The sequence below is a fragment of the Dactylosporangium sp. CA-139066 genome (genome assembly GCF_050936175.1).
Lineage (GTDB): Bacteria > Actinomycetota > Actinomycetes > Mycobacteriales > Micromonosporaceae > Dactylosporangium.
The window spans coordinates 6,948,362-6,974,994 of the sequence record NZ_JBNJNH010000001.1 but is presented as its reverse complement, the minus strand read 5'-3'; the positions used below and the strand labels follow the sequence as shown (position 1 = coordinate 6,974,994).

Annotated in this window: 25 protein-coding genes; 11 read left to right on the top strand and 14 right to left on the bottom strand. The window is 72.3% G+C overall.

The window, feature by feature from the left end:
• Positions 1–295 precede the first annotated feature (295 nt).
• Positions 296–814 carry an N-acetyltransferase family protein gene (locus tag ACQEVU_RS32045; RefSeq protein WP_433330119.1) on the top strand — a complete coding sequence of 173 codons (519 nt, stop codon included), beginning with the start codon at positions 296–298 and terminating at the stop codon, positions 812–814.
• A gap of 387 nt (positions 815–1,201) precedes the next feature.
• Here ACQEVU_RS32045 and ACQEVU_RS32040 read toward each other — a convergent pair whose 3' ends face one another.
• Genes ACQEVU_RS32040 through ACQEVU_RS32025 form a run of 4 tightly spaced genes read right to left on the bottom strand, consistent with a single transcriptional unit; the run spans position 1,202 to position 5,278 of the window.
• Positions 1,202–2,215 (bottom strand): LacI family DNA-binding transcriptional regulator, encoded by a 1,014-nt coding sequence (locus ACQEVU_RS32040; protein WP_433330117.1) that lies wholly within the window; start codon positions 2,213–2,215, stop codon positions 1,202–1,204.
• 20 nt (positions 2,216–2,235) lie between these two features.
• Positions 2,236–3,066, bottom strand: a complete 831-nt coding sequence (locus ACQEVU_RS32035) for a carbohydrate ABC transporter permease (RefSeq protein WP_433330115.1) — start codon at positions 3,064–3,066, stop codon at positions 2,236–2,238.
• Positions 3,063–3,980 (bottom strand): carbohydrate ABC transporter permease, encoded by a 918-nt coding sequence (locus ACQEVU_RS32030; protein WP_433330113.1) that lies wholly within the window; start codon positions 3,978–3,980, stop codon positions 3,063–3,065. Before ACQEVU_RS32030 ends, ACQEVU_RS32035 begins: the two co-directional genes overlap by 4 nt.
• On the bottom strand, positions 3,977–5,278 hold the full coding sequence (locus ACQEVU_RS32025; RefSeq protein ID WP_433330111.1) for an ABC transporter substrate-binding protein: 1,302 nt from the start codon (positions 5,276–5,278) through the stop codon (positions 3,977–3,979). The genes ACQEVU_RS32030 and ACQEVU_RS32025 overlap by 4 nt, the downstream gene beginning before the upstream one ends.
• Positions 5,279–5,428: 150 nt before the next feature.
• Here ACQEVU_RS32025 and ACQEVU_RS32020 point away from each other — a divergent pair, with 150 nt between their 5' ends.
• The 3 genes from ACQEVU_RS32020 to ACQEVU_RS32010 are packed head-to-tail and all read left to right on the top strand — an operon-like array spanning position 5,429 to position 8,485.
• Positions 5,429–7,327: a beta-galactosidase gene (locus ACQEVU_RS32020; RefSeq protein WP_433330109.1), complete on the top strand. Its 1,899-nt coding sequence runs from the start codon at positions 5,429–5,431 to the stop codon at positions 7,325–7,327.
• 1 nt (position 7,328) lies between these two features.
• Positions 7,329–7,895, top strand: a complete 567-nt coding sequence (locus tag ACQEVU_RS32015; protein WP_433330107.1) for a DeoR family transcriptional regulator — start codon at positions 7,329–7,331, stop codon at positions 7,893–7,895.
• A 47-nt stretch (positions 7,896–7,942) separates the two neighbouring features.
• Positions 7,943–8,485 carry a DUF4304 domain-containing protein gene (locus tag ACQEVU_RS32010; RefSeq protein WP_433330105.1) on the top strand — a complete coding sequence of 181 codons (543 nt, stop codon included), beginning with the start codon at positions 7,943–7,945 and terminating at the stop codon, positions 8,483–8,485.
• A 28-nt stretch (positions 8,486–8,513) separates the two neighbouring features.
• On the opposite strand, the gene ACQEVU_RS32005 is transcribed toward ACQEVU_RS32010, so the two are convergent.
• From ACQEVU_RS32005 to ACQEVU_RS31995, 3 genes are all read right to left on the bottom strand, one after another.
• Entirely contained in the window at positions 8,514–9,617 is a 1,104-nt protein-coding gene (locus tag ACQEVU_RS32005) for a glycoside hydrolase family 53 protein (RefSeq protein ID WP_433335162.1), read from the bottom strand.
• A gap of 83 nt (positions 9,618–9,700) precedes the next feature.
• Positions 9,701–9,868 carry a hypothetical protein gene (locus tag ACQEVU_RS32000; protein WP_433330103.1) on the bottom strand — a complete coding sequence of 56 codons (168 nt, stop codon included), beginning with the start codon at positions 9,866–9,868 and terminating at the stop codon, positions 9,701–9,703.
• An 83-nt stretch (positions 9,869–9,951) separates the two neighbouring features.
• Positions 9,952–10,770, bottom strand: a complete 819-nt coding sequence (locus tag ACQEVU_RS31995; RefSeq protein ID WP_433330101.1) for a tetratricopeptide repeat protein — start codon at positions 10,768–10,770, stop codon at positions 9,952–9,954.
• A 34-nt stretch (positions 10,771–10,804) separates the two neighbouring features.
• On the opposite strand from ACQEVU_RS31995, the gene ligA reads away from it, so the two are divergent.
• Together ligA and ACQEVU_RS31985 are read left to right on the top strand one after the other, a co-directional pair.
• The gene (ligA, locus tag ACQEVU_RS31990; protein ID WP_433330099.1) at positions 10,805–12,898 is read left to right on the top strand and encodes an NAD-dependent DNA ligase LigA; all 2,094 of its coding nucleotides are present in this window, start codon (positions 10,805–10,807) and stop codon (positions 12,896–12,898) included.
• A gap of 1,181 nt (positions 12,899–14,079) precedes the next feature.
• Positions 14,080–15,693 (top strand): methyl-accepting chemotaxis protein, encoded by a 1,614-nt coding sequence (locus tag ACQEVU_RS31985; protein WP_433330097.1) that lies wholly within the window; start codon positions 14,080–14,082, stop codon positions 15,691–15,693.
• Between the two features lie 137 nt (positions 15,694–15,830).
• Here the strand turns inward: ACQEVU_RS31985 and ACQEVU_RS31980 are convergent, their stop codons facing one another.
• The 3 genes from ACQEVU_RS31980 to ACQEVU_RS31970 all read right to left on the bottom strand — a co-directional run bounded on the left by ACQEVU_RS31980 (position 15,831) and on the right by ACQEVU_RS31970 (position 20,058).
• The gene (locus tag ACQEVU_RS31980) at positions 15,831–17,303 is read right to left on the bottom strand and encodes an FAD-dependent monooxygenase (protein ID WP_433330095.1); all 1,473 of its coding nucleotides are present in this window, start codon (positions 17,301–17,303) and stop codon (positions 15,831–15,833) included.
• Positions 17,300–17,881 (bottom strand): PadR family transcriptional regulator, encoded by a 582-nt coding sequence (locus ACQEVU_RS31975; RefSeq protein ID WP_433330092.1) that lies wholly within the window; start codon positions 17,879–17,881, stop codon positions 17,300–17,302. Before ACQEVU_RS31975 ends, ACQEVU_RS31980 begins: the two co-directional genes overlap by 4 nt.
• 113 nt (positions 17,882–17,994) lie before the next feature.
• On the bottom strand, positions 17,995–20,058 hold the full coding sequence (locus tag ACQEVU_RS31970; RefSeq protein ID WP_433330090.1) for a DUF6541 family protein: 2,064 nt from the start codon (positions 20,056–20,058) through the stop codon (positions 17,995–17,997).
• Between the two features lie 28 nt (positions 20,059–20,086).
• Between ACQEVU_RS31970 and ACQEVU_RS31965 the strand changes: the two genes are divergently transcribed.
• Complete coding sequence (locus ACQEVU_RS31965; protein WP_433335160.1) at positions 20,087–20,746, top strand: class I SAM-dependent methyltransferase; 660 nt, start codon at positions 20,087–20,089, stop codon at positions 20,744–20,746.
• A 207-nt stretch (positions 20,747–20,953) separates the two neighbouring features.
• Here the strand turns inward: ACQEVU_RS31965 and ACQEVU_RS31960 are convergent, their stop codons facing one another.
• Both ACQEVU_RS31960 and ACQEVU_RS31955 read right to left on the bottom strand, forming a co-directional pair.
• Positions 20,954–21,853, bottom strand: coding sequence for a bifunctional helix-turn-helix transcriptional regulator/GNAT family N-acetyltransferase (locus tag ACQEVU_RS31960; RefSeq protein ID WP_433330088.1), 900 nt, complete (start codon positions 21,851–21,853; stop codon positions 20,954–20,956).
• Between the two features lie 14 nt (positions 21,854–21,867).
• On the bottom strand, positions 21,868–22,914 hold the full coding sequence (locus ACQEVU_RS31955) for an LLM class flavin-dependent oxidoreductase (RefSeq protein WP_433330086.1): 1,047 nt from the start codon (positions 22,912–22,914) through the stop codon (positions 21,868–21,870).
• Positions 22,915–22,979: 65 nt separating this feature from the next.
• Between ACQEVU_RS31955 and ACQEVU_RS31950 the strand changes: the two genes are divergently transcribed.
• Positions 22,980–23,138: a hypothetical protein gene (locus ACQEVU_RS31950; protein ID WP_433330084.1), complete on the top strand. Its 159-nt coding sequence runs from the start codon at positions 22,980–22,982 to the stop codon at positions 23,136–23,138.
• A 9-nt stretch (positions 23,139–23,147) separates the two neighbouring features.
• Here the strand turns inward: ACQEVU_RS31950 and ACQEVU_RS31945 are convergent, their stop codons facing one another.
• The gene (locus ACQEVU_RS31945) at positions 23,148–23,465 is read right to left on the bottom strand and encodes a winged helix-turn-helix transcriptional regulator (protein ID WP_433330082.1); all 318 of its coding nucleotides are present in this window, start codon (positions 23,463–23,465) and stop codon (positions 23,148–23,150) included.
• Between the two features lie 87 nt (positions 23,466–23,552).
• Between ACQEVU_RS31945 and ACQEVU_RS31940 the strand changes: the two genes are divergently transcribed.
• Positions 23,553–23,939, top strand: coding sequence for a hypothetical protein (locus ACQEVU_RS31940; RefSeq protein WP_433330080.1), 387 nt, complete (start codon positions 23,553–23,555; stop codon positions 23,937–23,939).
• Between the two features lie 57 nt (positions 23,940–23,996).
• Here ACQEVU_RS31940 and ACQEVU_RS31935 read toward each other — a convergent pair whose 3' ends face one another.
• A complete protein-coding gene (locus ACQEVU_RS31935) occupies positions 23,997–24,227 on the bottom strand; it encodes a hypothetical protein (RefSeq protein ID WP_433330078.1) in 231 nt (76 codons plus the stop codon).
• Positions 24,228–24,518: 291 nt separating this feature from the next.
• On the opposite strand from ACQEVU_RS31935, the gene ACQEVU_RS31930 reads away from it, so the two are divergent.
• The gene (locus ACQEVU_RS31930; protein WP_433330076.1) at positions 24,519–25,181 is read left to right on the top strand and encodes a zinc ribbon domain-containing protein; all 663 of its coding nucleotides are present in this window, start codon (positions 24,519–24,521) and stop codon (positions 25,179–25,181) included.
• Between the two features lies 1 nt (position 25,182).
• Positions 25,183–26,607, top strand: coding sequence for a hypothetical protein (locus tag ACQEVU_RS31925; RefSeq protein WP_433330074.1), 1,425 nt, complete (start codon positions 25,183–25,185; stop codon positions 26,605–26,607).
• Positions 26,608–26,633 lie beyond the last annotated feature (26 nt).

The window sequence follows — 26,633 nt, the reverse complement described above, 5'->3', positions numbered from 1 at the left end:
GGAAGCGATTCCGGCACGACCGGGGTCGCCGGGCCAGTGGTCGTGCGGTCACCGTGGGTTATGTGCTTGGAGATCGAGTAGGTGGCGGATGGTACGGTGAGGAAGACCGGAACGACCGCAGCCGGGGTGTGCGAACACGGGGTCGCTCGCTTGCCACGGCCACTCGCCTCGGTCACGCTCTCGACGCCGGCAACGACGGATTACGCGCGCGCAGCCTTCTCCGGTCGCGGGCGCACTCTGCCCGCTCGATGTAAGCGCGGTTCGGCGAGCACCTGCCGCGGCTTACGATTCGGCGGTGGGTTCCCCGCTGACCGTTCGCTCGGCCCGGGTCGAGGACGTCGCTCAGATGGCGCGTGTGCATGTTCGGTGCTGGCAGGAGACGTATCGGGGGCTGATGGCGGATGCGGTCCTTGACGATCCGGGTTTTCCGGCGGCCCGGGAGCGGCTCTGGACCGCCGTCCTGACCGACGAGCGATATCGCGGGAACCGGGCGGCCGTCGCCGAGCGGGAGGGCGAGCTGATCGGGATCGCGATGTCGGGTCCGCCGCTGGAGGCTGCGGTGGCGTGGGCGAGGCAGCTGTATGTGCTCTACGTGCACGCGGCCGACCACGGCACGGGTGCCGGGCGGGCGTTGTTGCAGGCCGTCATCGAGCCGGCGGAGTCGGTGGCGCTGTGGGTCGCCGATCCGAACCCTCGCGCGCAGGCGTTCTACCGCAGGCACGGCTTCGTCGCCGACGGGGCGGCCAAGGTCGAGGACGGCGTGCGGGAAATTCGCATGATCCGCGCCGTGCGGGCGCCGTCGCTCATGCCGTGAACGGCGGCCGATTGGCCCCAGCGCGGTGGCGTTCACTGCGGATGCGGGCGCGTTCGCGGCGTTGCGCGGGCAGGACCCGAGGTGGCGGGCGTTGGTGTTGCGCCGGCGCGGGATCGGCGTAGGTGGCGGGGTCAACGCCGGGGGCCCGCGGTGGCGTGTTCGCGGCGTTGCGCGGGCAGGACGCGAGGTGGCGGGCGTTGGTGTTGCGCCGGCGCGGGATCGGCGTAGGTGGCGGGGTCAACGCCGGGGGCCCGCGGTGGCGTGCTCGCGGCGTTGCGTGGCCAGGACGCGGGGTGGCGGGCGTTGGTGTTGCGCCGGCGCAATTGGCGGGTCAACGCCGGGGCCCACGGCTACGCCCCCGGCTTGGCCCCAGGAGGCGAACGCAGCCTAGGCGGACTCCCGCACGACGAGCTCCGTGGGGATGATGACCGCGGCCGGGCTCTCGCCGTCGATCAGCGACAGCAGCAGGCGGACCATCTCGGCGCCGATCCGCGGGTACGGCTGGCGGACCGTCGTCAGCGGCGGCTGGGTGTTCGTCGCGATCTGGCTGTCGTCGAAGCCGCCGATCGCGACGTCCTCCGGGACGCGGCGGCCGGCCCGGGTCAGCGCCGTCAGGGCGCCCGCCGCCATGAGGTCGGAGGCGACGAACACGGCGTCGAGGTCGGGGGCGCGCTCCAGCAGATACAGCATCGCGGCCTCGCCGCTCGCGCGGGTGTAGTCGCCGTGGGCGACCAGCTCCGGCGAGGACTCGGCCAGGGCCTCGCGGTAGCCGGCCAGGCGCTCGACGCCGCCGGAGGTGTCGAGCGGGCCCGTGATCGTGGCGATGCGGCGGCGGCCGGCCGAGCGCAGGTACGTGACCATCTGCCGGGCGCCGTCGCGGTCGTCGGCCGCCACGTACGCCACCTGGCGCTCGAAGCCCAGCGGCTTGCCGCACGCGACGACCGGCAGGCCGCGGGCCAGCAGTTCGGGGATGAGCGGGTTGCCGCTGTGCGTCGAGACGAGCAGCGCGCCGTCGACGTGGCCGCCGGTGAGGTACCGGCCGAGGCGCTTGCGGTCCTCCAGGCTGCTGGCCAGGGTCAGCAGCAGCGTGATGTCCTGCTTGGCCAGCGCCTGCGTGCAGCTGTGCAGCAGCACGTTGAAGTTCGGGTCCTCGAAGAGGCGCTCCTGCGGCTCGGACAGGATGAACGCCACCGACTGCGAGCGCTGCGTGACGAGGCTGCGGGCGTGCTGGTTGACCACGTAGCCGGTCTTGCGCATCGCGCGCTCGACCGCCTCCTGGGCGGCGTCGCTGACGTCGTGGCCGCCGTTGAGGACGCGCGAGACCGTGCCCCGCGACACCCCGGCCGCCGCCGCCACGTCGTTGATCGTGGGGCGGCGGCGGGCTTCGCGAGGCTTGGGCACCTCGACATTCTGCACGACGGTCAGCCCTTGACCGCGCCGGACAGCAGGTCGACGCGCCAGTACCGCTGCAGGGTGAGGAACAGCGCGACGAGCGGCGCGATGGACAGCAGGGCGCCGGTCACCACGAGGGTGTACAGCACGGGCGTGGTGTTGCCCTGCTTGAGCATCGTGTAGAGCCCGACCGTCACCGGGAACTTGTCGTCGGAGGTCAGCATGATGTACGGCAGCAGGAAGTTGTTCCAGATCGCCACGAACTGGAACAGGAACACCGTGACCAGCCCGGGGAGCATCGACGGTACGGCCACGCTGGCGAAGATGCGCACGTCACCGGCGCCGTCGGTGCGGGCCGCCTCCACGAGCGAGTCGGGGACCGCGGCGGCGGCGTAGATGCGGGCCAGGTAGATGCCGTACGGGCTGAGCACGCTCGGCAGCAGCACCGACCAGTAGGTGTCGGTCAGGTGGAAGCTCGCCAGCAGCAGGTACTGCGGGATCGCCAGCACCACGGCCGGCACCAGCACCCCGGCGAGCAGCACGTTGAACACCGCGTTGCGGCCCGGGAAGCGATACTTCGCCAGCGTGTACCCGCTGACCCCGGACACCGCGGTGGACAGCAGGGCGCCGACGCCGGCGTACAGGGCCGTGTTGAGGATCCACTGCCAGTAGATCCCGCTCTGGTACTGCGAAAGGTCCGCCAGGTTGTCGAACAGCGCCGTGCCCGGGGCGAGCGTGAACGTGCGGAACAGCTCGCCGTTGCTCTTCGTGGACGCGGTCACCACCCACACGATGGGCAGCAGGCAGTACGCGGCGCCGACCACGAGCACCACCGTCGGCACCACCGCGAAGCGCTTCACGTCTCGGCCCCGAACGCGCGGCGCTGCACCAGGCGCAGGAACCCGAACGACAGCACGAGCGTGGCCACGGCGAGCACCACGGAGGCGGCCGCCGCCAGGTGGATGTCGTCGCGGGCGAACGCGTCCTGGTAGATCTTCATCAGCGGGGTCCAGTTCGACGGGAGCGAGTTGGTCAGCGGGCGCAGCGTGGTCGGCTCGCTGAACACCTGCAGGGTCGCGATGAGCGAGAAGACGAACGTCATGATCAGCGCCGGGGTCAGCATCGGGATCTTGATGCGCCAGGCGATCTGCCACTCCGTCGCCCCGTCGATGCGGGCCGCCTCGTACAGCTCGCTCGGCACCGCCCGCAGGGCCGTGAACAGCACGACCATGTTGAAGCCGGTGCCGCCCCACAGCGCGATGTTGGCGACGGAGAAGTAGACGCTGGTCGGGCCGAGCAGGTCGAGCGGGTGCCCGCCGGCCTTCGTCAGCAGGTACTGGCCGGGGCCGACCGACGGCAGGTACATGAAGCCCCACATGAGGCTCGCGATGACCGCGGGCACGGCGTACGGCATGAAGATCGCGACCCGCGAGAACCGGCGGGCCCGGGCGCGGGGCGAGTCCAGCAGAAGCGCGAACAGCAGCGCCAGGCCCAGCATCGCCGGCACGAGCAGGCAGCCGTAGATCAGCACCCGCAGGGCGCTGTGCCAGAACTCGCCGTCGTCGAGCACCTGCCGGTAGTTGTCCAGGCCGGCGAAGTGCTCGGCGCGGGCGGCGGCGCCCAGGCCCAGGCCGCTGACCTGCACGCGGCGCAGCGACAGGTACACGGTGTACCCGATCGGCACGACCATGAACACCACGAACAGGGCGATGGCGGGGGAGAGGAAGGCGTACGGCACCCGGGCGGGCGCCGTACGCCGGGACCGTTGCCTCATCCGGAGACCTTGAAGCCGTTCTTCTTCAGGTCGTCCACCGTGGCCTGCTGCATCTGCGTGACCGCGCCGGTGAACGGCGCCTTGTCGGTGATCGCCTTGGCGAACGCGTCCTTGTACGTGGCGTACGTGACATTCACGTTCGGGCCCCAGGTGACCCCGGCGGCGGTACCGGCGATGGTCTGCGCCAGGGTGTAGAACTCGGGCTGGTTGCTGAAGAACGCCGGCGGCTTCGACAGCGCCCCGCCGGACTGCGCGGCGGTGGCGGCGGGGTAGATGCCGCCCTCGTTGATCAGGCCGGTCACCGCGGCGGTGTCGGTGTTGAGCCAGACGGCGAACTCGACGGCCTCCTTGACGTGCTTGGACTTGGCCGCGACGGCCGTCGACGAGCCGCCCCAGCTGCCGGTCTTGTGCTCGCCGGCGCTCCACTGCGGCAGCTCCGCGATGGCCCACTTGCCCGCGGTGTCGGGGGCGTTGCCGGACAGCACGCCCGGGCCCCAGACGGCGCTCGGCCAGGCGATGAGGGTGCCGTCGTTGAGGGCCTTGTTCCATTCCGGGGTGTACATCGGCTGCTTGTCGATGTCGCCGGAGGCCACGAGGCCGCCCCAGAAGTCGGCGACCTTCTTCGTCGCGTCGTCGTCGACCTTGACGCTCCAGGTGTCGCCGTTGACGCCGAACCACTTGGCCCCGGCCTGCTGGGACAGCCCGGCGAACCAGCCCGGGTCACCGGCCGAGAACGTGGTGAGGTACCGCTTCGGGTCCTTCTGGCGCACCTGCTTCGCCGTCTGCGCGAACTCGTCCCAGGTGGCCGGCACCTTGAGCCCGAGCTGGGCGAAGACGTCCTGGCGGTAGTACAGCATCATCGGGCCGGAGTCCTGCGGGACGGCGTAGACGGCGTCGGTGCCGAGCGTGATGGTGCTCCACACGCCGGGCGCGAACTTCGACTTGGCGTCGCCGGTGTACTTCGAGATGTCGCCGGCCGCCCCGTTGCTCACCAGGGTCGGCAGCGCCTGGTACTCGGCCTGGAAGAGGTCCGGCGGGTTGCCGGCCTTGTTGGCGGTGAGGACCTTGGTGACCTCCTCGTCGCCCTGCGCCTGCTTGCTGACCGTGACGTGCACGTCGGGGTGGGCGGCGTTCCACTGGGCGACGACCTTGTCGATGCCGGGCACCCAGGACCAGAAGGTCAGCTCGACCTTCCCGCCGGATGCGGACGAGGCGTCGTCGCCGGACGAGCAGGCCGCGCTGAGCAGCAGCGAGCCGCTCGTCGCGGCAATCAGGAGGGCGCGCATGGTGCGCTTCATGACTGTCTCCAACGGTGGGGGTGTGATGAGACCGTGAGCGCTCCCAGTTTTGGCTCGGTATTGCACGGTGTCAAGCCATAGCTATGCGTGTTATAGCTGCGTTACAGTGCGGACGAGTTTATGGGAACGTTCACGGTCAGGAGCACGGCGATGATTTTCTACGGCGGGGACTACACCCCGGAGCAGTGGCCCGAGGAGGTGTGGCCGCGCGACGTCGAGCTCATGCGCGAGGCCGGGGTCAACCTGGTGAGCCTCGGGATGTTCAACTGGGCGCTGCTGGAGCCGGAGCCCGGGGTGTACACCTTCGAATGGCTCGACCGGGTCCTCGAACTGCTGCACGGCGCCGATATCCGGGTCGACCTCGGCACCCCGAGCGCCGCGCCGCCGCCGTGGTTCGCCCGCCGCAACCCCGGCGCGCGGCTGGTCGACCGGGCCGGGCACGTGCTCGGCCAGGGCGGCCGGCAGAGCTTCTGCCCGAGCGCGCCCGAGTACGCCGCGGCCGCCGCCAACATCGCCGACCAGCTCGGCCGCCGCTACGGCGCCCACCCGGCGCTGGCGCTGTGGCACGTGCACAACGAGTTCGCCGGGGTCAACGCCCACTGCTACTGCGAGACGTGCGCGGCGGCGTTCCGCGACTGGCTGCGCGGGCGCCACGGCGACCTGGCCACGCTGAACGCGGCCTGGGGCACCGCGTTCTGGGGCCAGCGCTACGGCGACTGGGCCGAGATCGAGCCGCCGCGGCTCGCCCCGACCGCCGTCAACCCGGCGCAGCAGCTGGACTACCTGCGCTTCTGCTCCGACACGCACCTGGCCAACTACCGCCGCGAGCGCGACGTGCTGCGCGGGCACTCGCCGCGGGTGCCGATCACGACCAACTTCATGATCGCCAACTGCAAGTGGCTGGACTACTGGAAGTGGGCCGGCGAGGTCGACATCGTGGCCAACGACCACTACCTGGCCTCCGAGCGCGCCGACCGCCACGTCGAGCTGGCGATGTGCGCCGACCTGACGCGCAGCCTCGCCGGCGGCGCGCCCTGGCTGCTCATGGAGCACTCGACCAGCGCCGTGAACTGGCAGCCGCGCAACATCGCCAAGCGCCCGGGGGAGCTGGCCCGCAACAGCCTGGCCCACGTGGCCCGCGGCGCCGACGGCGTCATGTTCTTCCAGTGGCGGGCCTCCCGCTTCGGCGCCGAGAAGTTCCACTCGGCGATGCTGCCGCAGGCCGGCACCGGCACGCGGATCTGGCGCGAGGTGACCGAGCTCGGCGCCCGCCTGGCCGGCCTCGGCGAGCTGCGCGGCACCCGGGTCGCCGCCGACGTCGCCGTCGTGTGGGACTGGGAGGCGTGGTGGGCCCTGGAGCTGGAGTGGCGCCCGTCCGTGGACGTCACGTTCCGCGAGCGCGTCGAGGCGTACTACGCCCGGCTCTGGGAGGCCAACCTCACCGTCGACTTCGTCCATCCGGAGGCCGCGCTCGGGCGCTACCCGCTGGTCGTGGTGCCGTCGCTGTACCTGACCACGGCCGCTGCGGCCAAGAACTTCGACGCCTACGTGAGCGGCGGCGGCACCCTGGTCGTGTCGTACTTCTCCGGCATCGTCGACGCCAACGACACCGTGCCCGACGGGGCCTACCCGGGCGCGCTGCGCGAGCTGCTCGGCCTCACCGTCGAGGAGTTCCTGCCGCTGCCGGCCGGCTCGACCGTGACGCTGTCGGACGGGTCCACGGCGGATGTGTGGACCGAGGATGTACACCTGGCCGGCGCCCGCGCGGTCGTGTCCTATGTGGACGGGTCGCCCGCCATTACGCGCCACGAGCGCGGCAGCGGCGCCGCCTGGTACGTCTCGACCCGCCTGCACGACGAGTTCCTGGGCCGCCTGCTGCGGCGCGTCTGCGCCGAGGCCGGCCTGGCCCCGGCCGACCTGCCGTCCACTGTGGAGCTGGTGCGCCGGCCCCCGTTCGCCGTGGCCATCAACCACGGCGCCGAGCCCGTCCGCGTGCACGGGCGCGACGTCCCCGCCGGTGAGGTGCTCGTGTTCCGCGAGGAGGCCTGACATGATCATCGAGGTGCGCCGCGCCGAGATCCTGGCCGCCGCCCGCCAGCGCGGCGGCGTGGGCCTGCGGGAGCTGAGCCGCCGCTTCCACGTCTCGATCGCCACCATCCGCCGCGACCTGTCCGCCCTCGCCGAGCGCGGCCTGCTGCGCCGCGTCCACGGCGGCGCGGTCCCGCTCACGCCGGTGGTAGCGGCGGTGCCCCGCGAACCCGCGGGCGACTCGGTCGCGGCCGCCGCGGCCCTCGTCGAGCCGGGCATGGCGATCGGCGTGTCGGGCCGCCGGCGCGCCGCCGACCTGGCCGCCCAGGTCGGCGAGGTGCCCGGCCTGACGCTGGTCACGCCGATGCTGGCGGTGGCGCGGGCGGTCCGCGGCGACCGCGTGACGGTGGTGCTCATCGGCGGCGTGCGCACCCCGTCCGGCAGCCACGCCGGCCCGCTGGCCGAGCAGGCGCTGCTGGGCCTGCACCTGGACATCGCCTTCGTCGAGCCGGGCTCGCCCGGCGACATGCTGGCCGCCGCGACCGACGAGGCGATGCTGCGCCGGGCGGCCCGGCGAGTCTTCCTCTGACCTGCCGTTTTCCGACAAGTCGGGCATTTGTCGCCTAGTCTGCTGGTATGCCCGCGGACGTGCACCTCGCGTACAGTGACATGCTCTCCGGCCTGGTCGTGCCGCTGCTGATCGAGCGCGGCTTCGCCGGGCACGACGACCGTTTCCGGCGCGTCGCGGCGAACGGCGACACGGTCGCGCTGTCGTTCCAGCCGTCGCCGGTGACCTTCCCCGGCCAGCTCTCCTACTACGTCAACGTGGATGCGGCCACGGCGCGCTGGGTGCAGTACCGGGGGGAGCTCGGCCAGATCTTCGGCCGCGTCCAGCCCGGCCCCCGGTTCGCATTCCACCGGGGCAGCGACGACTGGAACCTGCGCTCGGCCGAGGCGGCGCCCGAGTACGGCGCGGAGATGCGCCGCGCGATCGACGAGGAGATCCTGCCAGGGCTGCAGATGCATCTCGCCCTGAACGCGGCGCTCGAGCGGGCCATCGCCAGCGGCAAGGCCGAGTCGGCGTTCGAGCGCCCGCCGGAGCTGCCCGGGATCATCAACCGGATGTCGTACCTCTCGCAGGACGACGAGTACGTCCAGTGGCTGCGGCGGACCGGCTGAGAGGCCGGCCCGCCGCGCCGCGGGTGCGCTACGCCTTCCAGGCCACGTTCGGGTTGATGTGGCCGGTCCAGTCGAACAGCGCCATGTTGTCCCACTGGTCGCCGGTGCCGTTCATGTTCGCCGGGTCCCAGCCGTTGCCCTGGATGGCGTACCAGGTCGGCTCCCAGTAGAAGACGCCGATCGCGCCGGCCGAGCGGGCCGTGTTCTGCACCGCGGTGAACTCGGCGCCCTGGCCCGCCCACGTCGCCGGGTAGCCCGAGCACGGGGCCGAGCCGCTGACCGAGTTGGCCTCGGAGTCGGCGTTGGCGGCCGTGAACGGGTACGCGGTCTCGGCCAGGATGACCGGCTTGCCGTAGCGGGTGCGCACGTCGGTGATGACCGAGGAGAGGTTCGCCAGCGTGCCGTGCCACATGCAGTAGTACGACAGGCCGGTGACGTCCCAGGTCACGCCCTTGGCCCTGATGCCGTCGTAGAACCAGCGGGCGTTGGCGTCGCTGTCGGCGTCCGCGGTGTGGATGATCACCTGGGTGCCGCTGTTGCAGGCCTTCGTCGCGTTGTACCCGGACTTGAGCAGCAGGCTCAGGTTGGTGAAGTCGTTGTTGACGACCTTCCCGTCGTTCCAGAGCATGCCGACGTTGATCTCGTTGCCGATCTGCACGCTGTCCGGGGTCGTGCCCTGCGCCTTCAGGGCGTTGCAGACCGAGAGCGTGTAGTTGTACACGTCGGTCTGCAGCGCCGAGATGTTGTGCGAGGACCAGGCGGCCGGCTTGTACTGCTTGCCGGGGTCGGCCCACGTGTCGGAGTAGTGGAAGTCGACCATGACCGACAGGCCCTTGGCCTTGGCCGCCTTGGCCTGGACCAGGACCTTGGCGAGGTTGTTGTACCCGCTCGCCGGGTTGTTCCAGATCCGCAGGCGTACGTAGTTGACGCCGATCCCCTTGAGGATGTCGAGGGGGTCGGCGGCGGTGCCGGCGGCGTTGTAGTACTTGGCGCCGAGGTCCAGGCTGCGCTGCAGCGACGACACGTCGGCGCCGCGCATGCTGATGGTGGCCGCGGCGGCGGGCGCGGCGTTCGCGACGGCGACGGCGGCGCCGAGCGCGGCCGCGCCCACCAGGGCGACGGCTTTGCGGATGCGGAGCACGGGCACTCCTTCGTTGGGGGTCTGTTCACCTTCGTTGTGAACGCTCCCAGTCTTTGGAATGCCGTGCTGCCTCGTCAATGCGGTGACAGATGTTGATTGAAAGTGGGATCGTTCACGGGGCGGTCCCGGTCGTCGGAGCGTGGAACTTCCCAGCCGTCGTCGAGCACCGGCGCGCCGGGGCGCGTGAGGAACCGCCGGCTCAGTTGGTAGACCCTGGTGGATCGGTAGTCGCGCTCGTCCATGCCGGAAACGCTAGGTGCGCGGGGCGGCGCGGCCATCCGTGGAATTACGGAACCGGCGGTACTGATGTTTCAGCGCGCCTGGTTCAGGGCCGCTCCAGGCCGAGCTGGGCCAGCCAGTCGTCGACGGGGTGGCCCAACTCGTCGGCGAGGTCCAGCCATTGCGCGGCGCGGTCGGGGTCCTCGTCCACGCCGCCGCCGGTGAGGTACATGACGCCCAGGGTCGCGGCGGCGCGGGCGTTGCCGGCGTCGGCCGCGCGCTCGTAGTAGGACACGGCCAGTTGCATGTCCTGCGGCGCGCCGTTGCCGGTCGCGTGCGCGGCGCCCATGTTGTACAGCGCCCGCGGCTGGCCGAGGTCCACGGCCCGCTGGAGCCACCGCCGGCCCTCGGCGTCGTCGCGCTCGACCCCGGTGCCGGTGGAGAACAGCACGTACAGCTCGAAGGCTGCGTCGCTGTCGCCGAGCCCGGCCGCGCGCAGGTGGTGCTCGACCGCCGCGCCGGGCCGGTCGAGCCACTGCTCGAGCAGCCCCACCTGGTACGCCGCCGGCGCGTCGGCCCGCGCGTGGGGGCGCAGCAGCTCGAGGGCCCGCTCGCGTACCGGCGCCGGCTCGTCGCGCGCGGCGCCGGCGAAGAGCATCGCGCCGTCGCGGTCGCCGAGCGCCGCGGCCGCCTCGAAGCAGCGCAGCGCGCTCTGCGGGCCGTCGTGCGGCGGCAGCCGGTCGCCGCTGACGCTGAGGTAGCACACCCCGAGCTCGCGCCACGCCCGGGCGCTGCCGCCCCGGCCGGCCTCCGTCAGCCCGGCCACCACGACCTCGGCCGTCTCCAGCGGCAGCAGCCCGAGCACCAGGTCGCCGCGGTTGATCTGCTGGGCCAGCCGGACGCACTCGTCCTCGTCCGCACGCATCTTTTTGTCGTACCCCCTGACTAAGCTCCCGGTCATGACTCAGCCGTTCGACACCGTTGCCGACTACCGCGCCGCCGTGGCGCAGGTTCGGGACGCCGCCGCCGCGTATTACTCCGGGCCCGATCTCGCCCTGGATGACGCGGACTACGACGCCCTCATGCATCGGATCGCGGCCACCGAGGAGGCGCACGCCGACTGGAAGGTCGAGGAGTCCCCGACCGAGGTCGTCGCGGCGGGTGGCGGGGTCGTCGGCGACGTCGTGCACAGTGAGCCGATGCTGAGCCTCGACAACGTATTCAACGAGGACACCCTACGCAAGTGGGCTCAGCGCCTCGAGAAGCTCATCGGCCGGCCCGTCGCCGGTTTCACCGTCGAGCCGAAGATCGACGGCCTCGCGATCGCCGCGCGCTACGAGGACGGCCGGCTCGTCCAGGTCGCCACCCGCGGCGACGGCCGGGCGGGGGAGGACGTCACCGGCCAGGCCCGCCGCGCCGCCGGTCTGCCCGAGCGGCTCGCCGACCCGGTCACGATCGAGGTCCGCGGCGAGGTCTTCATGACCGACGCCGACTTCGAGGTCGCCAACGGCATGCGCACCGCCACCGGCGAGCCGCCGTTCGCCCACCCGCGCAGCGCCGCCGCCGGGACGCTGCGCGCCCAGGACCGCACCTACGACGCCCCGCTGTCGTTCATCGCCTACGGCGTGCGCGGCCTCGGCGGTGCCGACGAACAGCGGGCGACACACTCCGAGGCCATGGCGGAGCTGACCCGCCTCGGCGTCTCCTCCACCGCCGGCATGCCGGTGTCGACCAGCATCGACGACCTCATCGCCGCCGTCGAGGCGCTCAACGCCGGCCGCGCCACCCTCGGCTACGGCATCGACGGCGCCGTCATCAAGGCCGACCAGCCCGCCGACCGCGACCTCGCCGGCTCCTCCAGCCGCGCCCCGCGCTGGGGCATCGCCTACAAGTTCCCGGCCGACACCCGCACCACCCGCCTCAAGGCCATCGAGGTCCAGGTCGGCCGCACCGGCGTCATCACCCCGGTCGCCGTCCTCGAGCCGGTCCAGATCACCGGCGTCACCGTCACCTCCGCCACCCTGCACAACTTCGACGACCTCGTGCGCCGCAACGTCCGCCCCGGCGACACCGTCTTCGTCCGCCGCGCCGGCGACGTCATCCCCGAGATCACCGGCGCCAAGCTCGACGAGCGCCCCGCCGACTCCGTCCCGTTCGAGCCCCCCGCCCGCTGCCCCCGCTGCGACGGCGAGATCGACCGCACCCAGAAGCGCTGGCGCTGCACCCGCGGCCGCGCCTGCGGCGCCCGCGAGGCCCTGTCCTACTACGCCGCCCGCGACTCCATGGACATCGAGGGCCTCGGCGGCAAGATCATCGACCTCGTCGTCGACGCCGGCCTCGTCACCGACCCCGCCGACCTCTACGACCTCGAGGTCGCGACCCTGGCCGCGTTCGACCGCATGGGCGAGGTCTCCGCCACCAAGCTCGTCACCGCCATCCAGTCCTCGAAGACCCAGCCCATGTCCCGCGTCCTGACCGGCCTCGGCGTCCGCATGACCGGCCGCTCGATGTCCCGCCGCCTGGCCACCCACTTCGGCTCGATGCCGGCCCTGCTCGCCGCGTCGGTCGCCGACCTGCAGGAGGTCGAGGGCGTCGGCCCGGAGCGCGCGGTGACGATCGCCGCCGAGCTGGTCGACCTCGAGCCCGTCATCGCCCGCCTGACGGCCCGCGGCGTCAACATGACCGAGCCGACCTACCGCCCCCGCCCGCCCGCCTCCTCGCCCTCCTCCTCCGACGGCTCCGCGCCCGACGCCGCCTCCGCCGACGGTCCCGACGCCGACGCGGCCTCCCTTGCCCCGCTGCCGCTGCAGAAGGAGGACGGCACCCCGATGACCGTCGTCGTGACCGGCTCGGTCCCCGGCCTGACCCGCAACGAGGGCAACGAGGCCGTCGAACGCCTCGGCGGCCGCTCGTCGGGCTCGGTCTCGAAGAAGACGGACCTGGTGGTGGTCGGGGAGGGCGCCGGCTCGAAGGCCGCGAAGGCCGAGGAACTCGGCATCCGCATCATGCCGGCCACCGAGTTCGCCGAACTCCTGCGCGCGGCCGCCGTGTAGCGCCTCCCGGTCTCGCTCGGCTCGGCCTCGCCTCTCGGGCCGCGGTGGTCTCGGGTCGCGGTGGTTCCGGGTCGCGGTGGTTCCGGGTCGCGGTGGTTCCGGGTCGCGGTGGTCTTCTCGGCCGCGGTCTTCTCGGCCGCGGTCTTCTCGGGCCGCGGGCCTCGGCCCAGCGGCAGTGCAGGTCCGCATGCGGCGGATGCACGCCCCGCCACGGCGGCACGCCAACCCTCGCGTTGGCGCGGGTGCCCGTCCTCGACGGCGCGCGGCCCGGTGGCGGTGGCGCGTGTGCCCGCCCGTGACTGCGCGGGGCCCGGCGGGTTGGCGCGGGTGCCCGCCCTTGACGGCGCGCAGCCCGGCGGCGTTGGCGCGTGGCCACACCGTCAGTTGCGCGTGAACCCATGGCGCGATGGGTGCGGCCGCGCCCTCGACAGTGCGGGAGCGCCGTGCGGGTGGCGTGCGGCCGCACCACGATGGCGCGCGAATCAACCGTGGCGCTGTGTGACCGCAGCCCGCCGACGCCCGGTTCGGGCGCCCGCTTGGTTCGGTTCGCGTTTGGCACTCCACTGTGACCTTCAGAGGTCTACGGCGCTGAATCGTCATCGATAGTTGGCGGTCCGGTCGTCGCAACTCCCAGCCGGCGCTCCAGCCGGGAACTTCTCGGTGAAGAGATCGGGGTCGAGGGTGTGCGCGTCCGGGGCGAACATCGCGGTGTAGTCCGGGTCCGGGGCAGTACAGGGTCCAGCGGCGGCCGCGACCGTCGACGACGAACAGCAGCCCCACGCGGCCGGGCGACGCCGGCGAGGACGGCGAGACGGCTGGCCTCCCGTCCAATGCAGCGGTGGGCGATCCTGCCGTGCCCGGCGACGGCGAGCGGGAACCGCGGGGAACGGCCCGAGTATTGCTCAGGTTGAGTGTTGCGGTGCCGAACCGGACCTTGTGAGCGCTGAGGTGGTTGCTTCGGTGGTGGCGGTGGCCGAGGCGACCGTGTAGGCCCGCACCCGCAGCCAGCACGCCGTCCAGGTTGCCGAGCAGCTCAACCGCTCCGGCGCCGAGCTCACCGATCTGGTCGGCGGCTTCGGGTACTGACCGCAAGCTCCCCGGTCGTTGCGTCGGAGGAGCTCCTCGCTGACCGCTCAACTGTTCACACCGCCGGGACCGGCGTTCGATCGGAGATTTTGGTGATGATGTTGCGGCGTTGGCGGGTGGCGACGCGGGTGGTACTGCTGGCCGGGTTGGCTCTGGTGGGGCTGCTCGTGCTGGCGGGCACGGCGATCGCGGGGCTTCAGCTGCAGCTGAAGGCCGGCGCCGAGGTGCAGGCCGCGATGCAGCTGGACCAGCGGGTGGCGGAGGCGAAGTTCCGCACGGCGGACGTGGCCGGGTGGCAGACCGGGTACGCGTTCGACTTCATCCGCGGCGTGCCCGACGCGCTGTCGGACTCCCAGGGGCAGCGCAAGGCGTTCCTGGACTCCTCGGCCGCGCTGCGCGCCGAGTACGCCGCCATCGCCGAGGCCGACCTTGACGGGCAGGACCGGGCGCTGCTGGAGAAGGCCCGGCAGGCGTTCGAGGAGTTCATGCGCATCGACGCGCAGATCATCGCCGGATACCGCACCGGCACACCGGACGCGGTCGCCGCGGCGAACGCGCTGGCCTCCGGTGCCTCCCTGGGCGCGTTCGGCACGGCGTCGACCGCGACCAGCGACCTCGCCGAACGCGTCACCGCCGACGGCATCACCGTGGCCCGGGACGCCGCCGCGGCCGTACGCACCGGCCGCAGCCTCCTGCTCGGCAGCGGACTGCTCGGCTTCGCCGTCCTGCTCGCCGCCGCGGTCGCAGTGATCCGCAGCATCACCGGCCCGCTGCGGGCGCTGCAGCAGCGCCTCACCGAGATCGCCGACGGCGACGGGGACCTGCGAACCCGCCTGACGGAGGACGGCCGCGACGAGTTGAGCAAGGTCGCGGCCACGTTCAACCGGTTCATCGGCGGGATCGCCGCCGCGATGCAGGCGGTCAGCGACGAGTCGCAGCGGCTCGGCCGCCGCTCCGAAGACCTCGACGCGATCTCGACCGCCCTGGCCGACTCCGCCGAGCAGACCAGCCGCCGCGCCACCGCGACGAGCACCTCAGCCGAGGCGATCTCCACCAACGTGCACTCCGTCGCCGCCGGCGCCGAACAGATGGGCGTGTCGATCGAAGAGATCGCCCGCAGCGCGGGCGAGGCCGCCACGGTCGCCGCCGACGCCGCCGGCCTGTCGTCGAAGGCGAGCGGCACCGTCGCCAAACTCGGCGACTCCAGCCGCCAGATCAGCGACATCGCCACGGTCATCAGCTCGATCGCCGAACAGACGAACCTCCTCGCCCTCAACGCGACCATCGAGGCCGCGCGCGCCGGGGAGCACGGCAAAGGCTTTGCCGTCGTCGCCGGCGAGGTCAAAGACCTCGCCGGCGAGACCGCCCGGGCCACCGCCGACATCCACCAGCGCATCGGCGTCATCCAGGCCGACACCACCGACGTCGTGCACGCCATCACCCGCATCAGCGACGTCATCGAACAGATCAACGCCCTGCAGACCACGATCGCCTCCGCGATCGAGGAACAGACCGCCACCACCGCCGACATGACCCGCCGCATCAACGACGTCGCCACCGCATCGGCCGGCATCACCACCGACGCCGCCGCCGTCAGCCACACCGCCGGGACCACCACCACCGGCGTCACCGCCGTCCGCGACGCCGCCACCGACCTCGCCACCGCCGCCACCGAACTACGCACCCTCGTCGGCCGCTTCCAGTTCTAACCGTGTTGCACCCGACGCGCGAGACCCGCCCGTACCACCAGAGCGGACTCTCCCAACTCGGCCGGATGGTGAGGCAGGGCGCGTGACCTGCCGGATGTATGCCCCGGCGGGCGGCGAATACCGTAGGGGCGAAACGCTCAGCGGTGCCGGGGGCCGTGCCAGTGGTGGAGGGCCGCCGGCAGGGTGTTGGCGGCGTCGTCAGAGTCGGCGTGCAGCCAGGCGGTGTGGCCGTCCGGCCTCAGGAGCAGCGCGCGGACGTCGGGGTGGGTGGGGCATGACGCTTCGATGATGGCGATCCGGTCCGACCAGGCCGCCGCCGTCTTCGCGATGGTGTGGTCGTCCGTCAGGTCCAGGAGTACGGCTCGGCCGGCAGTCAGGAGGGTGGCGACGTCCGTCGGGCCGGTCGGCGTTGTCAGCGGAAGGTTCGGGGCCAGGCGGCCCAGCCATGGGTGGGTGCCGCCGAAGGGCATGTCGTAGCGCGTGTCCAGGCCGACGATCGTCTCCGTGAAAGCGCGGTTGCCGGACGGGTGGGCGGCGACGCGGGTGAGCAGGTCCAGTAGCGGGCGGAGGCGGTCGTCGGCGTCGGCCAGCAGAGTTTGGGCCTGGGTGTTGGCCAGCACGTGGGCGCCGGCGGTGTGGCGTTCGGTGTGGTAGGTCGGCAGCAGGTGGGCGGGGGCCGTCCGGCGTACCGTGGCGGCCAGTTTCCAGCCCAGGTTGAACGCGTCGTCCAGGGCGATGTTCACGCCGATCGCGCCGGCCGGGGGGTGGATGTGGGCGGCGTCGCCGGCCAGGAGGACGCGGCCGCGCACGTACTGCGTGGCCTGGCGGGCCGCGTTGCCGAAGCGGGTCAGCCAGCGTGGCGAGTGCAGGCGCACGTGGCGGGCGAGCGCGTGGTCGACCGCGGCCTGCAGTACCGGCAAGGTGACCGGGGTGTCCCGATCGGCCGGGGGGTTCGGGTCGGCGGTGATCAGGCGCACGTAGCCGGGGCGGGGGATGACGAATACCGCGCCGCCGGGGCCGGTCGTCGGGCCGAAGGGGAGGGCGTCGGGCTCGGCGAGCTCTACGTCGCCGAGCAGTGAGAACTTGGTGGCGGGGGTGCCGGGGAAGTCGATGGCGGCCTGCTTGCGCACGGTGCTGCGGCCGCCGTCGCAGCCGGCCAGGTACTGGGCCCCGATCTGGTACACCCCGCCGAAGCCGTCGGCGATGGTCGCCGTGACGGCGTGCTCGTCCTGGGTCAGGGCGCGCAGCTCGTGGCCGCGGCGGATCTCGGCGCCCAGCTGGCGGGCGTGGGACTCCAGGAGCTCCTCGACGCGGGTCTGGGGGATGCCCAGCGAGTACGGGTGGCCGGTGTGCGTCCCGGGCAGGGTCAGCGTCACCGGCAGGCCGGCGAACGCGGCGTGGGGGACCTTCCAGCCCTCCTCGACCAGGCGGTCGGACAGGCCCCGGCGGGACAGCAGGTCCAGGGCGCGGGCGTTCAGGTTGAAGCCGCGGCAGAACGGCGGGCGCTCGGCGTTGCGCTCGATCACCACGGTGTCGATACCGGCCAGGCGGAGCTCGGCGGCGAGCAGGAGGCCGGCGGGGCCGGCGCCGATGACGAGTACCTCGGTCATGCGCCGGCCGCCGGCCAGGCGAGCGTGCCGTCGTGGATCTCGGCGATCGTCCGGCGGGTCCAGGTCAGTTCCGCCTCCCAGGCGTGCCGGGCGCACTCGACCTCGATCATGAACAGCCTCGGTACGGCACCCGAGCCGACCGTCTGCTCGAGTACGGCGTTCGTCTCGGCGATGCGACGGGTCAGGTTGGTGGCGCGGTCGGTCAGGGCGTCGGCGGCGCGGTCGGGGCCCAGCGCGCCGAGGTAGGAGACCGCGGCCATGAACTTCGGGTACTCCGCCACCGGGGTGCGGATCAGCTCGTCGATCCAGCCGACGAACTCGGTGCGGCCGAGGGCGGTCGTCGCGTACACGGTGCGCTCCGGGCGGTTGCCCTCCCGGGCCGTCTCGACCGGCTCGATCCAGGCGTGGCGGGCCAGGGACTCGACCGTGTCGTACAGCGAACCGGAGTTGACCTTGAAGCTGCTGTCCTTGTGGCGTTCGCGCAGGGTGGCCGCCATCTCGTACGGGTGCATGGGGCGCTCCTGGAGCAGGCCGAGGACGGCCAGGGCGAGGGTGTTCGAGATCGCGCGTCTGGGCATGCGAGTCGCCGGTTCCTATTAGTCGGATCCTGATAGTCGGATCCTACTATGAACCATGCACAAAGGGAGACGCGGGAGAGCCTTGCGCAAAGGGAGACGGTGCGCGCGGGGCGTCAGAACTTCCAGATCCAGACGTCCTGCACGTGCCGGCCGGGGCCGAAGAGCTGGTCGGCGGTCTGGTGGATGGCCTCGCTGTTGCCGTGCTGGTCGGGGAGTACCAGGAAATCGGCCTTCCAGTACGCCACGTCGGCGCGGGCCTGGGCCTGCTGGTCGGGGGTGATCTGCGGTACGGAGCCGTCCCCGGCCACCGCGTTGAGGATCTGCATCGTCGGGCGGCCGGCGGGGCCGAACATCGCGGCGCCCTTGGGGTCGTCGGGGTTGGGGGCCAGGAAGTAGCCGCCGGCGATGCGGAAGTCGAGGTCGGCCTGGGTGGCCCAGCGCATGCCGTCGAGCCCCTCCCACCAGCCCAGTGGCAGCGGGACCACCGTCGAGTGGGCCGGGATCGTCTCGCGCCAGGCGCCGCTGGAGAAGAAGATCGGCAGCGGGGAGCGCGGGTCGGCGGGCTGGGGCGTCGGGATGAGCGGGATCAGGGCGGTCACCACCGCGGCGGCCCACAGCCAGCGCGCGGCCGGCGTGGTCTCTTCCGGGTCCGGTCGCGTGTCTGTCTTCACGCCGACCGCGCCTTCCGAGCTTTCGGACATTGCGGGAGACTCGGACGTGTCCGTGAAAAGTGCCTCGCCGGTCTTGCGCGGCGCGCCGCTCGGGACGAGATCGCCGGGTGCGTCGTCGGGCACCGCGGCCGGTGCGGGCGCGGGGCTGGTGGTCGGGCCCATGACGTACCGGTCGACGAGCAGGGCCAGCATGATGCCGACCAGCGGCGTGATGACCAGGGCGAGGCGCGTCGGCACCACCGAGTCGAACAGCGGCAGCTTGTGCACCCAGAACCACGGGCCGCGGGTCTGGGTCTCCTCGCCCTTCCACTTGATCATCGTGCCGAGCGACAGGGCGGCGAAGACGGCGGCGGTGAACATGAGGGCGCGGGCGGCGCGCAGGTGGAACAGGGCGACGAACGTGGCCGCGAGCAGGCTGATCAGGGGCCAGCCGAAGAACGTGTTCTCCTCGGTCGGCCCGCCCATTTTGTCGATCTTGGCGAGATCGGGCGCGAAAATGGAACGGCGGCTGAACTCCGTGAACGACGCCCCGTCGGTGCTGAAGCCGTGCACAAACTCGGGCAATCCGTGATAGGCCTGCGGGCCGAAGAACTGGTGGTACAGCGGATAGGCGAGCAGCACGCCCGCGAACAGGGCGCCGACGCCGATCGCCGGCAGTGCCGTGCGCAGGACCTGCCGGTACTCGCGGGGGCGCAGGTATGCGACCAGGAATACCAGGAGGGCCACGGCGGTGAGGAAGAGGATCTCTTCGTTGAGGAAGCATTGGTACAGCACCAGGGCCCCCAGCACCAGCCCGCGCCGCAGCGTGGGGCCCGGACGGCCCAGGCGCAGCACGCTCCAGACGATGAAGGGGATCAAGAACTGTCCGGCGATGTTCGGGTGCCCGGTGCTCTGCGAGATCATCGATGGCGCGAACCCGCAGAAGAGTGCTCCGATGTACGCGGCCACCCGGGATGTGACAACATGCCGAGAAAGAATCAAATACCAAGCCGCCGCGGTTCCGGCGAGGGCGATGGTGTCGATGAGCACTAACGTGACGCCGGCGCCGAACAGTAACGTGATCGGAGCCAACGGTAGCGCCAGTCCGAGAACGGATGTGTTCGCCATGAGATTGATGCCCAGCGGCGCATTCAGTTGATCCGTGAAGAACGGGTTGTCACCGTGAGTGAACAGGCGTGCCGCATGCGTCAGCACCCACTCGAAGAAGACATGATCCTGGCCGTTGTCGGCAAACATCCGTCCCTGCGGATCTGCCCACAGGTGCTGCAGGACGGTCACCGCGGCGGCAACATAACTCAGCAGCACGACCGCCGTGGTGCGAGCCTCGGCGGCCTTGTCCCCGGAATTCACTGTGACACCATAGTTGCCGCTCGAAGTGCGGTGCAGGGGGTGGCGGGGGACAATCAACGCCGATACACTACGCCAGTTCTGCCAGACATGATCAGTATTCACGTAGGGGTGTAGAGTGCCGAATTCGGATGCGGCAATCCTCGGCGACCACGCCATCCAGTCGGAGGTGCTCGAGGGCCTGGCGATGGCGGTGAACCACCGGAAGTGGTTCGTGTCCTTCGCGACGCCATACCTCGGTGAGCATCCCGTCGAGGTCAGTGCCGGTCTCGGTGACTACGCCGCGGAGTGGCTCCGGCACACCTCGAAAATGACCCTGACCGAGGCATCCTCGGAGCGCATGGTCGCCCTGAAGGAGCGCTTCGCCGACAACCCGGGCGTCAGCGTGCGCGAGCTGCTGCTGCCCAGCGACGTCAAGGCCGACCACAGCGCGGCCATCTCCTACAACGTGCTCGAGCACATCGACGACGACATCGGCGGCCTGCGCACCATGCGCTCGCTGGTCCGTCCCGGCGGTTACGTGATCACCGTCGTGCCGGCGTTCCCGTTCGCGATGGGCCCGGCCGACATCGCCACCGGCCACGTGCGCCGCTACACGAAGAAGACGATGCGCGCGGCCCTCAACGCCGCCGACCTCGAGATCGTGAAGCTGCACTACGCCAACTCGCTCGGCCTCATCGGCTACTACGTGTCGACGTGCCTGCTCAAGCAGATGCCCGGCCCCGGCCCGATGGTGAAGTTCTACGACTCCACGGTGGCCCCGATGACGCGCTTGATGGAGCGCGCCTTCAACCCGCCGTTCGGCCAGTCGGTCATCTCGATCGCTCGCCGCCCGCTGGAGTCCTGAGCCACACGCGGCGTGATCCCCAGCGCCCGCGCGATCGCAACGTCCATCGATCCCCGCGAACCCGGAGACGGGTCCGCGGGGATCGGTTGCTGTTCGGGGTGGTCCGGCCAGGAATAGCGGGCACGGGGGCGGGTAGCTGCGGGCCGTGACGAAGCAGCCGGGCGAGGACTCCCGCCACCGCGTCAGCGTCGCCGCGCAGCCCTCAGTTCAAGATGAGCTGAGGGCCTTGGCGAACCAGTGGTCGGCGTAGTGCTCGTCGTTGTACGGCTCGATCTCGCGGTAGCCGGCGCCGCGGTACATCGCGATCGCCTCGGTCAGGCTGCGGTTGGTGTCGAGGCGGGCCTCGCGCCAGCCGCGCTCGGCGGCGTAGGCCTCCAGGGCGCCCAGCAGCCGCCGGCCGAGCCCGAGGCCGCGCACGTCCGCCGACACCCACACCCGCACGATCTCGGCCGCCCCGCCCGGGTGCAGCTTCACCGCGCCGCAGCCGACCGGCTCGGCGCCGAGCGTGGCCAGCAGCAGCACGCCGGCCGGCGGGGCGAGCTCCTCGTCGCGCACCGGCACGCTGAGCGCCGGGTCGAACCCGCCCGGGAACCGTGCGGCCAGGTCGCGGGCGTACGCGCGCACGCACGCCCGGGCGCGCGGGTCGGCCGGGGGGCACGGCTCCAGCAGTACCATCGACGCCACCAGCAGCCGCTCGACCTCCGCCATCGCGGCCACCAGGCGGGTCCGCCGCTCGGCGCCGAGCGGCTCGAGGATCGATGCGGCGAGCTCGTCGGAGCGGCGGTCGAGCTCCGCCCACTCCGCGCGCCCCGGCCCGGACAGCCGCGCCACCCGCACCCGCGCGTCGCCGCCCGCCGGACCGGCCGGCCCGACGGTGACCAGGCCGTCCGCCTCCAGGGTGCGCAGGAGCCGGCTGAGGTACCCCGAGTCGAGCCCCAGCCGCGCCCGCAGCGCCGCCACCTCGGCCCCGTCCGGGCCGATCTCCCACAGCAGCCGCGCCTGGCCGAGCGGCCGGCCCCGCGCCATGTACTCGTCGTCGAGCGCGCCCACGCGCTGCGTGACCGTCCGGTTGAACCGCCGCACCGCGGCCACGAGACCAGCGTCCATATACCTGACTTTAGTCAGGCAATCTCGTCCTGGCTAGCAGGCGCGGGCGTCGCCGCGGGGCTCCAGCCCAGCGCCGGGCCGAGCCGCTCGGCGATGTCGGTCAGGATCTGCACGTAGTCGGCGTGCTCGAACGTGAACGGCAGCGCGAACGCCACCTCGTCGATCTCGCGGTACGCGGCGTGGGCGTGCAGGCGCTCGGCGATCTGCTCGGCCGGCCCGACGAGGTCCGGCGCGAACAGCAGCCGCCCCGGCCCCTGCGGCGTCGCCGTGCGCGGCAGGCGCTTGGCGGCGTACTCGGCGTACTTCTCCCGCTGCGCCGCGCTCGCCGAGTCGGTCGGGACGACGACGAGGCCCTGCGAGACGCGGGCCCGCTCGCCGTCGGGGTGCGCGGCCCGGAACGCCCGCACGTGGGAGAGTTGGATCGCGGCGAAGTCCGGCGCCGGGTCGTCGGCGTCCTCGGCCTTCACGACGCTGCTGGTGAGCAGGTTCATGCGGTGCTCGCCGGCCCACTGGGCGGAGCGGAGGCTGCCCCCGCCGTACCACATCCGGTGCTGCAGGCCGGGGGAGTGCGGCTCGACGCGGCGCGAGAACACCTCGAAGCCCTCGACGCCCTCGAAGTCGCTGGCCGGCTCGCCGCGCACGAACGACAGCAGCCGCTCGACCCGGCCGTAGGAGAAGTCCTCGGCGTCGGCGGTGTCCGGGTACAGCGCGCCGCGGACCCGGTCGTAGTGCATCGGCGGCCCGACGCTGATGCCCGGGTTGAGCCGCCCGCCGGACAGCAGGTCGACGGTCGCCAGGTCCTCGGCCAGCCGCAGCGGGTTCTCCCAGCCCAGCGGCATCACCGCGGTGCCGAGCTCGATCCGACTGGTGCGCTGCGAGGCGGCGGCGAGCACGGTCAGCGGCGAGGAGATGCCGTGCTGCAGATGCCGGTGGCGCACCCACGCGCTGTCGAACCCGAGCCGCTCCCCGAGCGCGATCACGTCGAGGGTGGCGGCGTGCCCGGCCGCCGGGTCGTCCGGGTCGAACAGCCCGATGGTGAGGAACCCGAGTTTCCGCAGCATTGACGCTCCTGGTTTCGTCCGGACGGCGTGGGGGGTATTGACAGCACCGTTCGTACCCCCGACGAATGGAGCCTGCAATGTCGGCCCAGGCCGCGCTCTACATCCTCGCCATCATCCTGCTCGTCGTCGCCGCCCTGCCGGTGCCGACGCGCGCGCTGAACTTCGCCCTGCTCGGTGCCGCGTGCGCCCTGCTCGCCTACGCCTGGCCCGTCATCACCGGGTAGCCGCCGCGCTCAGGGCCTCGGCCGCCCGGACGCGTCGTACTCGGCCCGCGCCGCGTCGACGGTGCCCAGGTTGGCCGTGGCCCACCGCGACAGCGAGGCGAACAGCGGCCCGAGGCTGCGCCCGAGCTCGCTGATCTCGTACTCCACCCGCGGCGGAATCTCCGGCGTGTAGGTGCGCACGACCAGCCCGTCGCGCTCCAGCTGCCGCAGCCGCTGGGTGAGCACCTTCGCCGTGACGGTGCCGATGCGCCGCTCGAGCTCGCTGAAGCGCATCCGCCCGTGCTCGTGCAGCGTCCACAGGATCGGCGTGGTCCACCGGCTGAACACGATGTCGACGACGGGCGCGATGGGACACGCCAGCTCCGGTACGGTTACGTCGACGCCTGGGCGGAGTCGATCCGGACCGGCCGGACGGTGCACGCGCCGTTCGCGGACGTCGCCCTGCCGATCATCGACCCGGACGACATCGCCGCGGTCGCCGCCGCGGCCCTGCTCGACGAGCGTCACGCCGGGCGCACGTACACGCTGACCGGCCCCGAGCCGACCACCCCGCGCGAGCGGGCGGCGGCGATCGCCGCGGCCATCGGCGAGCCGGTCCGCTTCGTCGAGCAGACGCCGGAGTCGGCCCGCGCGCAGATGCTCGCGTTCATGCCCGAGCCCGTCGCGGACGGCACCCTGGCCATCCTCGGGCGGCCGCTGCCGGCCGAGCGCTCGGTGAGCCCCGACGTGGAGGCGGTCCTGGGCCGCAAGCCGTCGTCGTTCGCGGACTGGGCCGCCCGCAACGCGGCCGCATTCGCCTGACCCTGGTCACCGGCCTCGCCGTGTGCGGGCCGCTGCGGGGGCGGGTCCGGGTGGCGGTCAGTGCCGGGCGAGCCAGTCGGTGATGCGGGCGGTGAGCGCCGGGTCGATCGGCCGGCGCATGTCCTTGCGGTAGGTGCGCATGGTCGCCGGGCCGGGCTGGGCGCGCAGGATGTGGGAAAGGCCGGGGGCGCGCCACGTCTCGGCGCCGGCGGGGACGACCGCTACCTCGCCCGCGACGACGTCGACCTCGGCGCGGACCTCGTCGGCTACCGGCAGGCGGCGCTGCACCTCACCGACGAGGAGATGCGGGCGTTCCTGGCCGAGTTCGCCGCGCTCATGACCCGATGGATCGCCGTCGAACCCGGGCCCGAGCGGACCCGCCGGCTGATCACCAACGTCGTCATGCCCGGCGAGTGACCTGCGAAAAGGCCCGGACCGTGCAGTACCACGTCATGGTTTTGGCTGGTCACGCCGCCGATCAGGCGATGTCGTATGGCCGACTTGCCGATCATGCCGGCGTCGGGCAACCGGTACAAAAATGGTGAAGGCCGGTTCGCTCTCGATTGGGGTCAAGCGCCGATGGCTGGCATGGTGCCGTTCACCAACAACTACTCGGACCACTCCACGCGCGAGGGGTACCAGTTCGAGTTCAACTGCATGCGCTGCGGCAACGGGTACTCCTCGTCGTTCCAGCACTCGGTCACCGGCTTCGGCGGCCGCCTGCTGCGCATGGGCGGCGACCTGCTCGGCGGCGAGATCGGCTCCAAGGCCTCGCAGATCGGCTGGGACGCGGAGTGGATGCGCGACGGCGTGCGCGGCTCGACCCGCGACAAGGCCCTGGCCAAGGCCGCCGAGGAGATGCAGTCGCACTTCACCCAGTGCCACCGCTGCGGCCAGTGGGTCTGCCAGCAGGTCTGCTGGAACCACGAGCGCGGCCTGTGCACCACCTGCGCGCCCCGCCTCGACCAGGAGATCGCCGGCATGCAGGCGGCGGCCCAGGTCAACCAGCTGCACGACCGGATCCAGCAGGTCGACTGGACGCGCGACGTCAACTATCGCGACCAGGCGGTCGGGCGCTGCCCCTCGTGCATGAACGAGACCGGCGGCGGCAAGTTCTGCCAGCACTGCGGCACGCCCCTGGCCGCCGCACCGGCGCAGCAGCGGCGCTTCTGCGGCAACTGCGGCACACCGGCCCAGCCCGGCGCGATGTTCTGCGCCGAGTGCGGCCAGTCGACGGCCTGACGTGCGGTTCCGGCTCATCGCCGCCGGCGGTGCCCTGCTCGACGAGGGCGACGGCACCGCCGAGATGGCCGGCGGCGCGCTGGTCGTGACGCCGCAGCACGGCGCGGTCCTGCGGGTCGCGCCGGCCGACGTGGTCGAGATCGGCGAGCCCGAGCCGTACACGGTGCGCCTCGCCCTGTCCGACGGCGCCCGCCTCGAGCTCAGCGGGCTCGGCCGCATGCGCACCCAGCTGCTCGCCGAGCTCGGCGACGCGCGGGTCGCCGACACCGAGAAGGTGCTGCTGCTCGACGGCGTCGGCACGCCCGAGACGTTCCCGGGCGCCTTCGACGGGGCGCCGGCCGACCTGCGCCTCTACGACGACGCCCTGGTCATCGTGCCCGACGGGGGCCTCGCCGAGAAGCTGCCGTACGCGTTCATCCGGGGCGTGACGACCGACCAGTCCGGGTACACCATCCTCCTCGACGTCCCCGGGCGGCCCCCGGTGACGCTGGGGCGCCTGGCCCGGCGTACCGGCGAGTTCCTGGAACTGCTGCGGGCCCGTACCGGCGCCGCGGCCGGCCGCACCGCCCACTTCCTCGCCGCGCTCCTGCCGGGCCTCGGCCCGGTCGCGCTGCGCTCGGTCGCGGCGCTGCTGCGCGACGGCCGGGCGGCGGCCCGCACGGACCTGGAGGCGGTCGAGCCGAGCGTGTTCCCGGCGCTGCTCGACGCCGCGTGCGCCCCCGAGCGCGCCGAGGGAGCCCGGCGGCTCCTCACGTCCGGCACGGCGTGGCTCGGTTTCAAGCAGACGGTTTCGGTACAGCGGGAGGGCTCCGGCGCCTCCCCGTGGCGCGACTCGGCGCGGCCGCCGGTCCTCGACCACGACGGCCGGGCCGGCTCGTTCGCCTCCGGCCTGCCCGGGATGTTCGCGGCCGGCCTCGTGTCCGGCTTCGCGTCGGGCTTCGACGGCCCGTTCGAAACCTACGGCCCGACCCTCGCCTACGGCATGCTCGGCCTCGGGATGGGCGGGCTGCAGGGGGCGAGCGCCGGCGGCCCGCACCGCCCGCGCGAGGTGTTCCCGCACGAGCGCGTCACGCCGGCGTACACCGACTTCGACGCCCTGAACGAGACGGTCGACCCCGCCGTGCTGTCGTTCCTGCTCGTGCTGACGCCGTCGGGGCACCTGGTGTACGAGGTGCTCAACGCGCCCGACCACGCCACCTACGTCTTCACGTGCCGCGACGCCGACCAGGCGGCCCAGCTCAACCGGGCCCTCGACCTGCTGTCGTTCCGCGTCGAGGGCATCTACGCCGACGCATCCTCGGCCGGCTCGCGGTACCGCAAGACCGCCGAGCGCCTGCCCGCGCTGCGCGTGCTGCGCGAGCGCTTCGCGGCCCGGCTGATCCACACCGACGGCTGGTCGGCGAAACTCGGTGACATCATCGGCTGAGCATGTGTTGAAAGTTGCCAACCTTC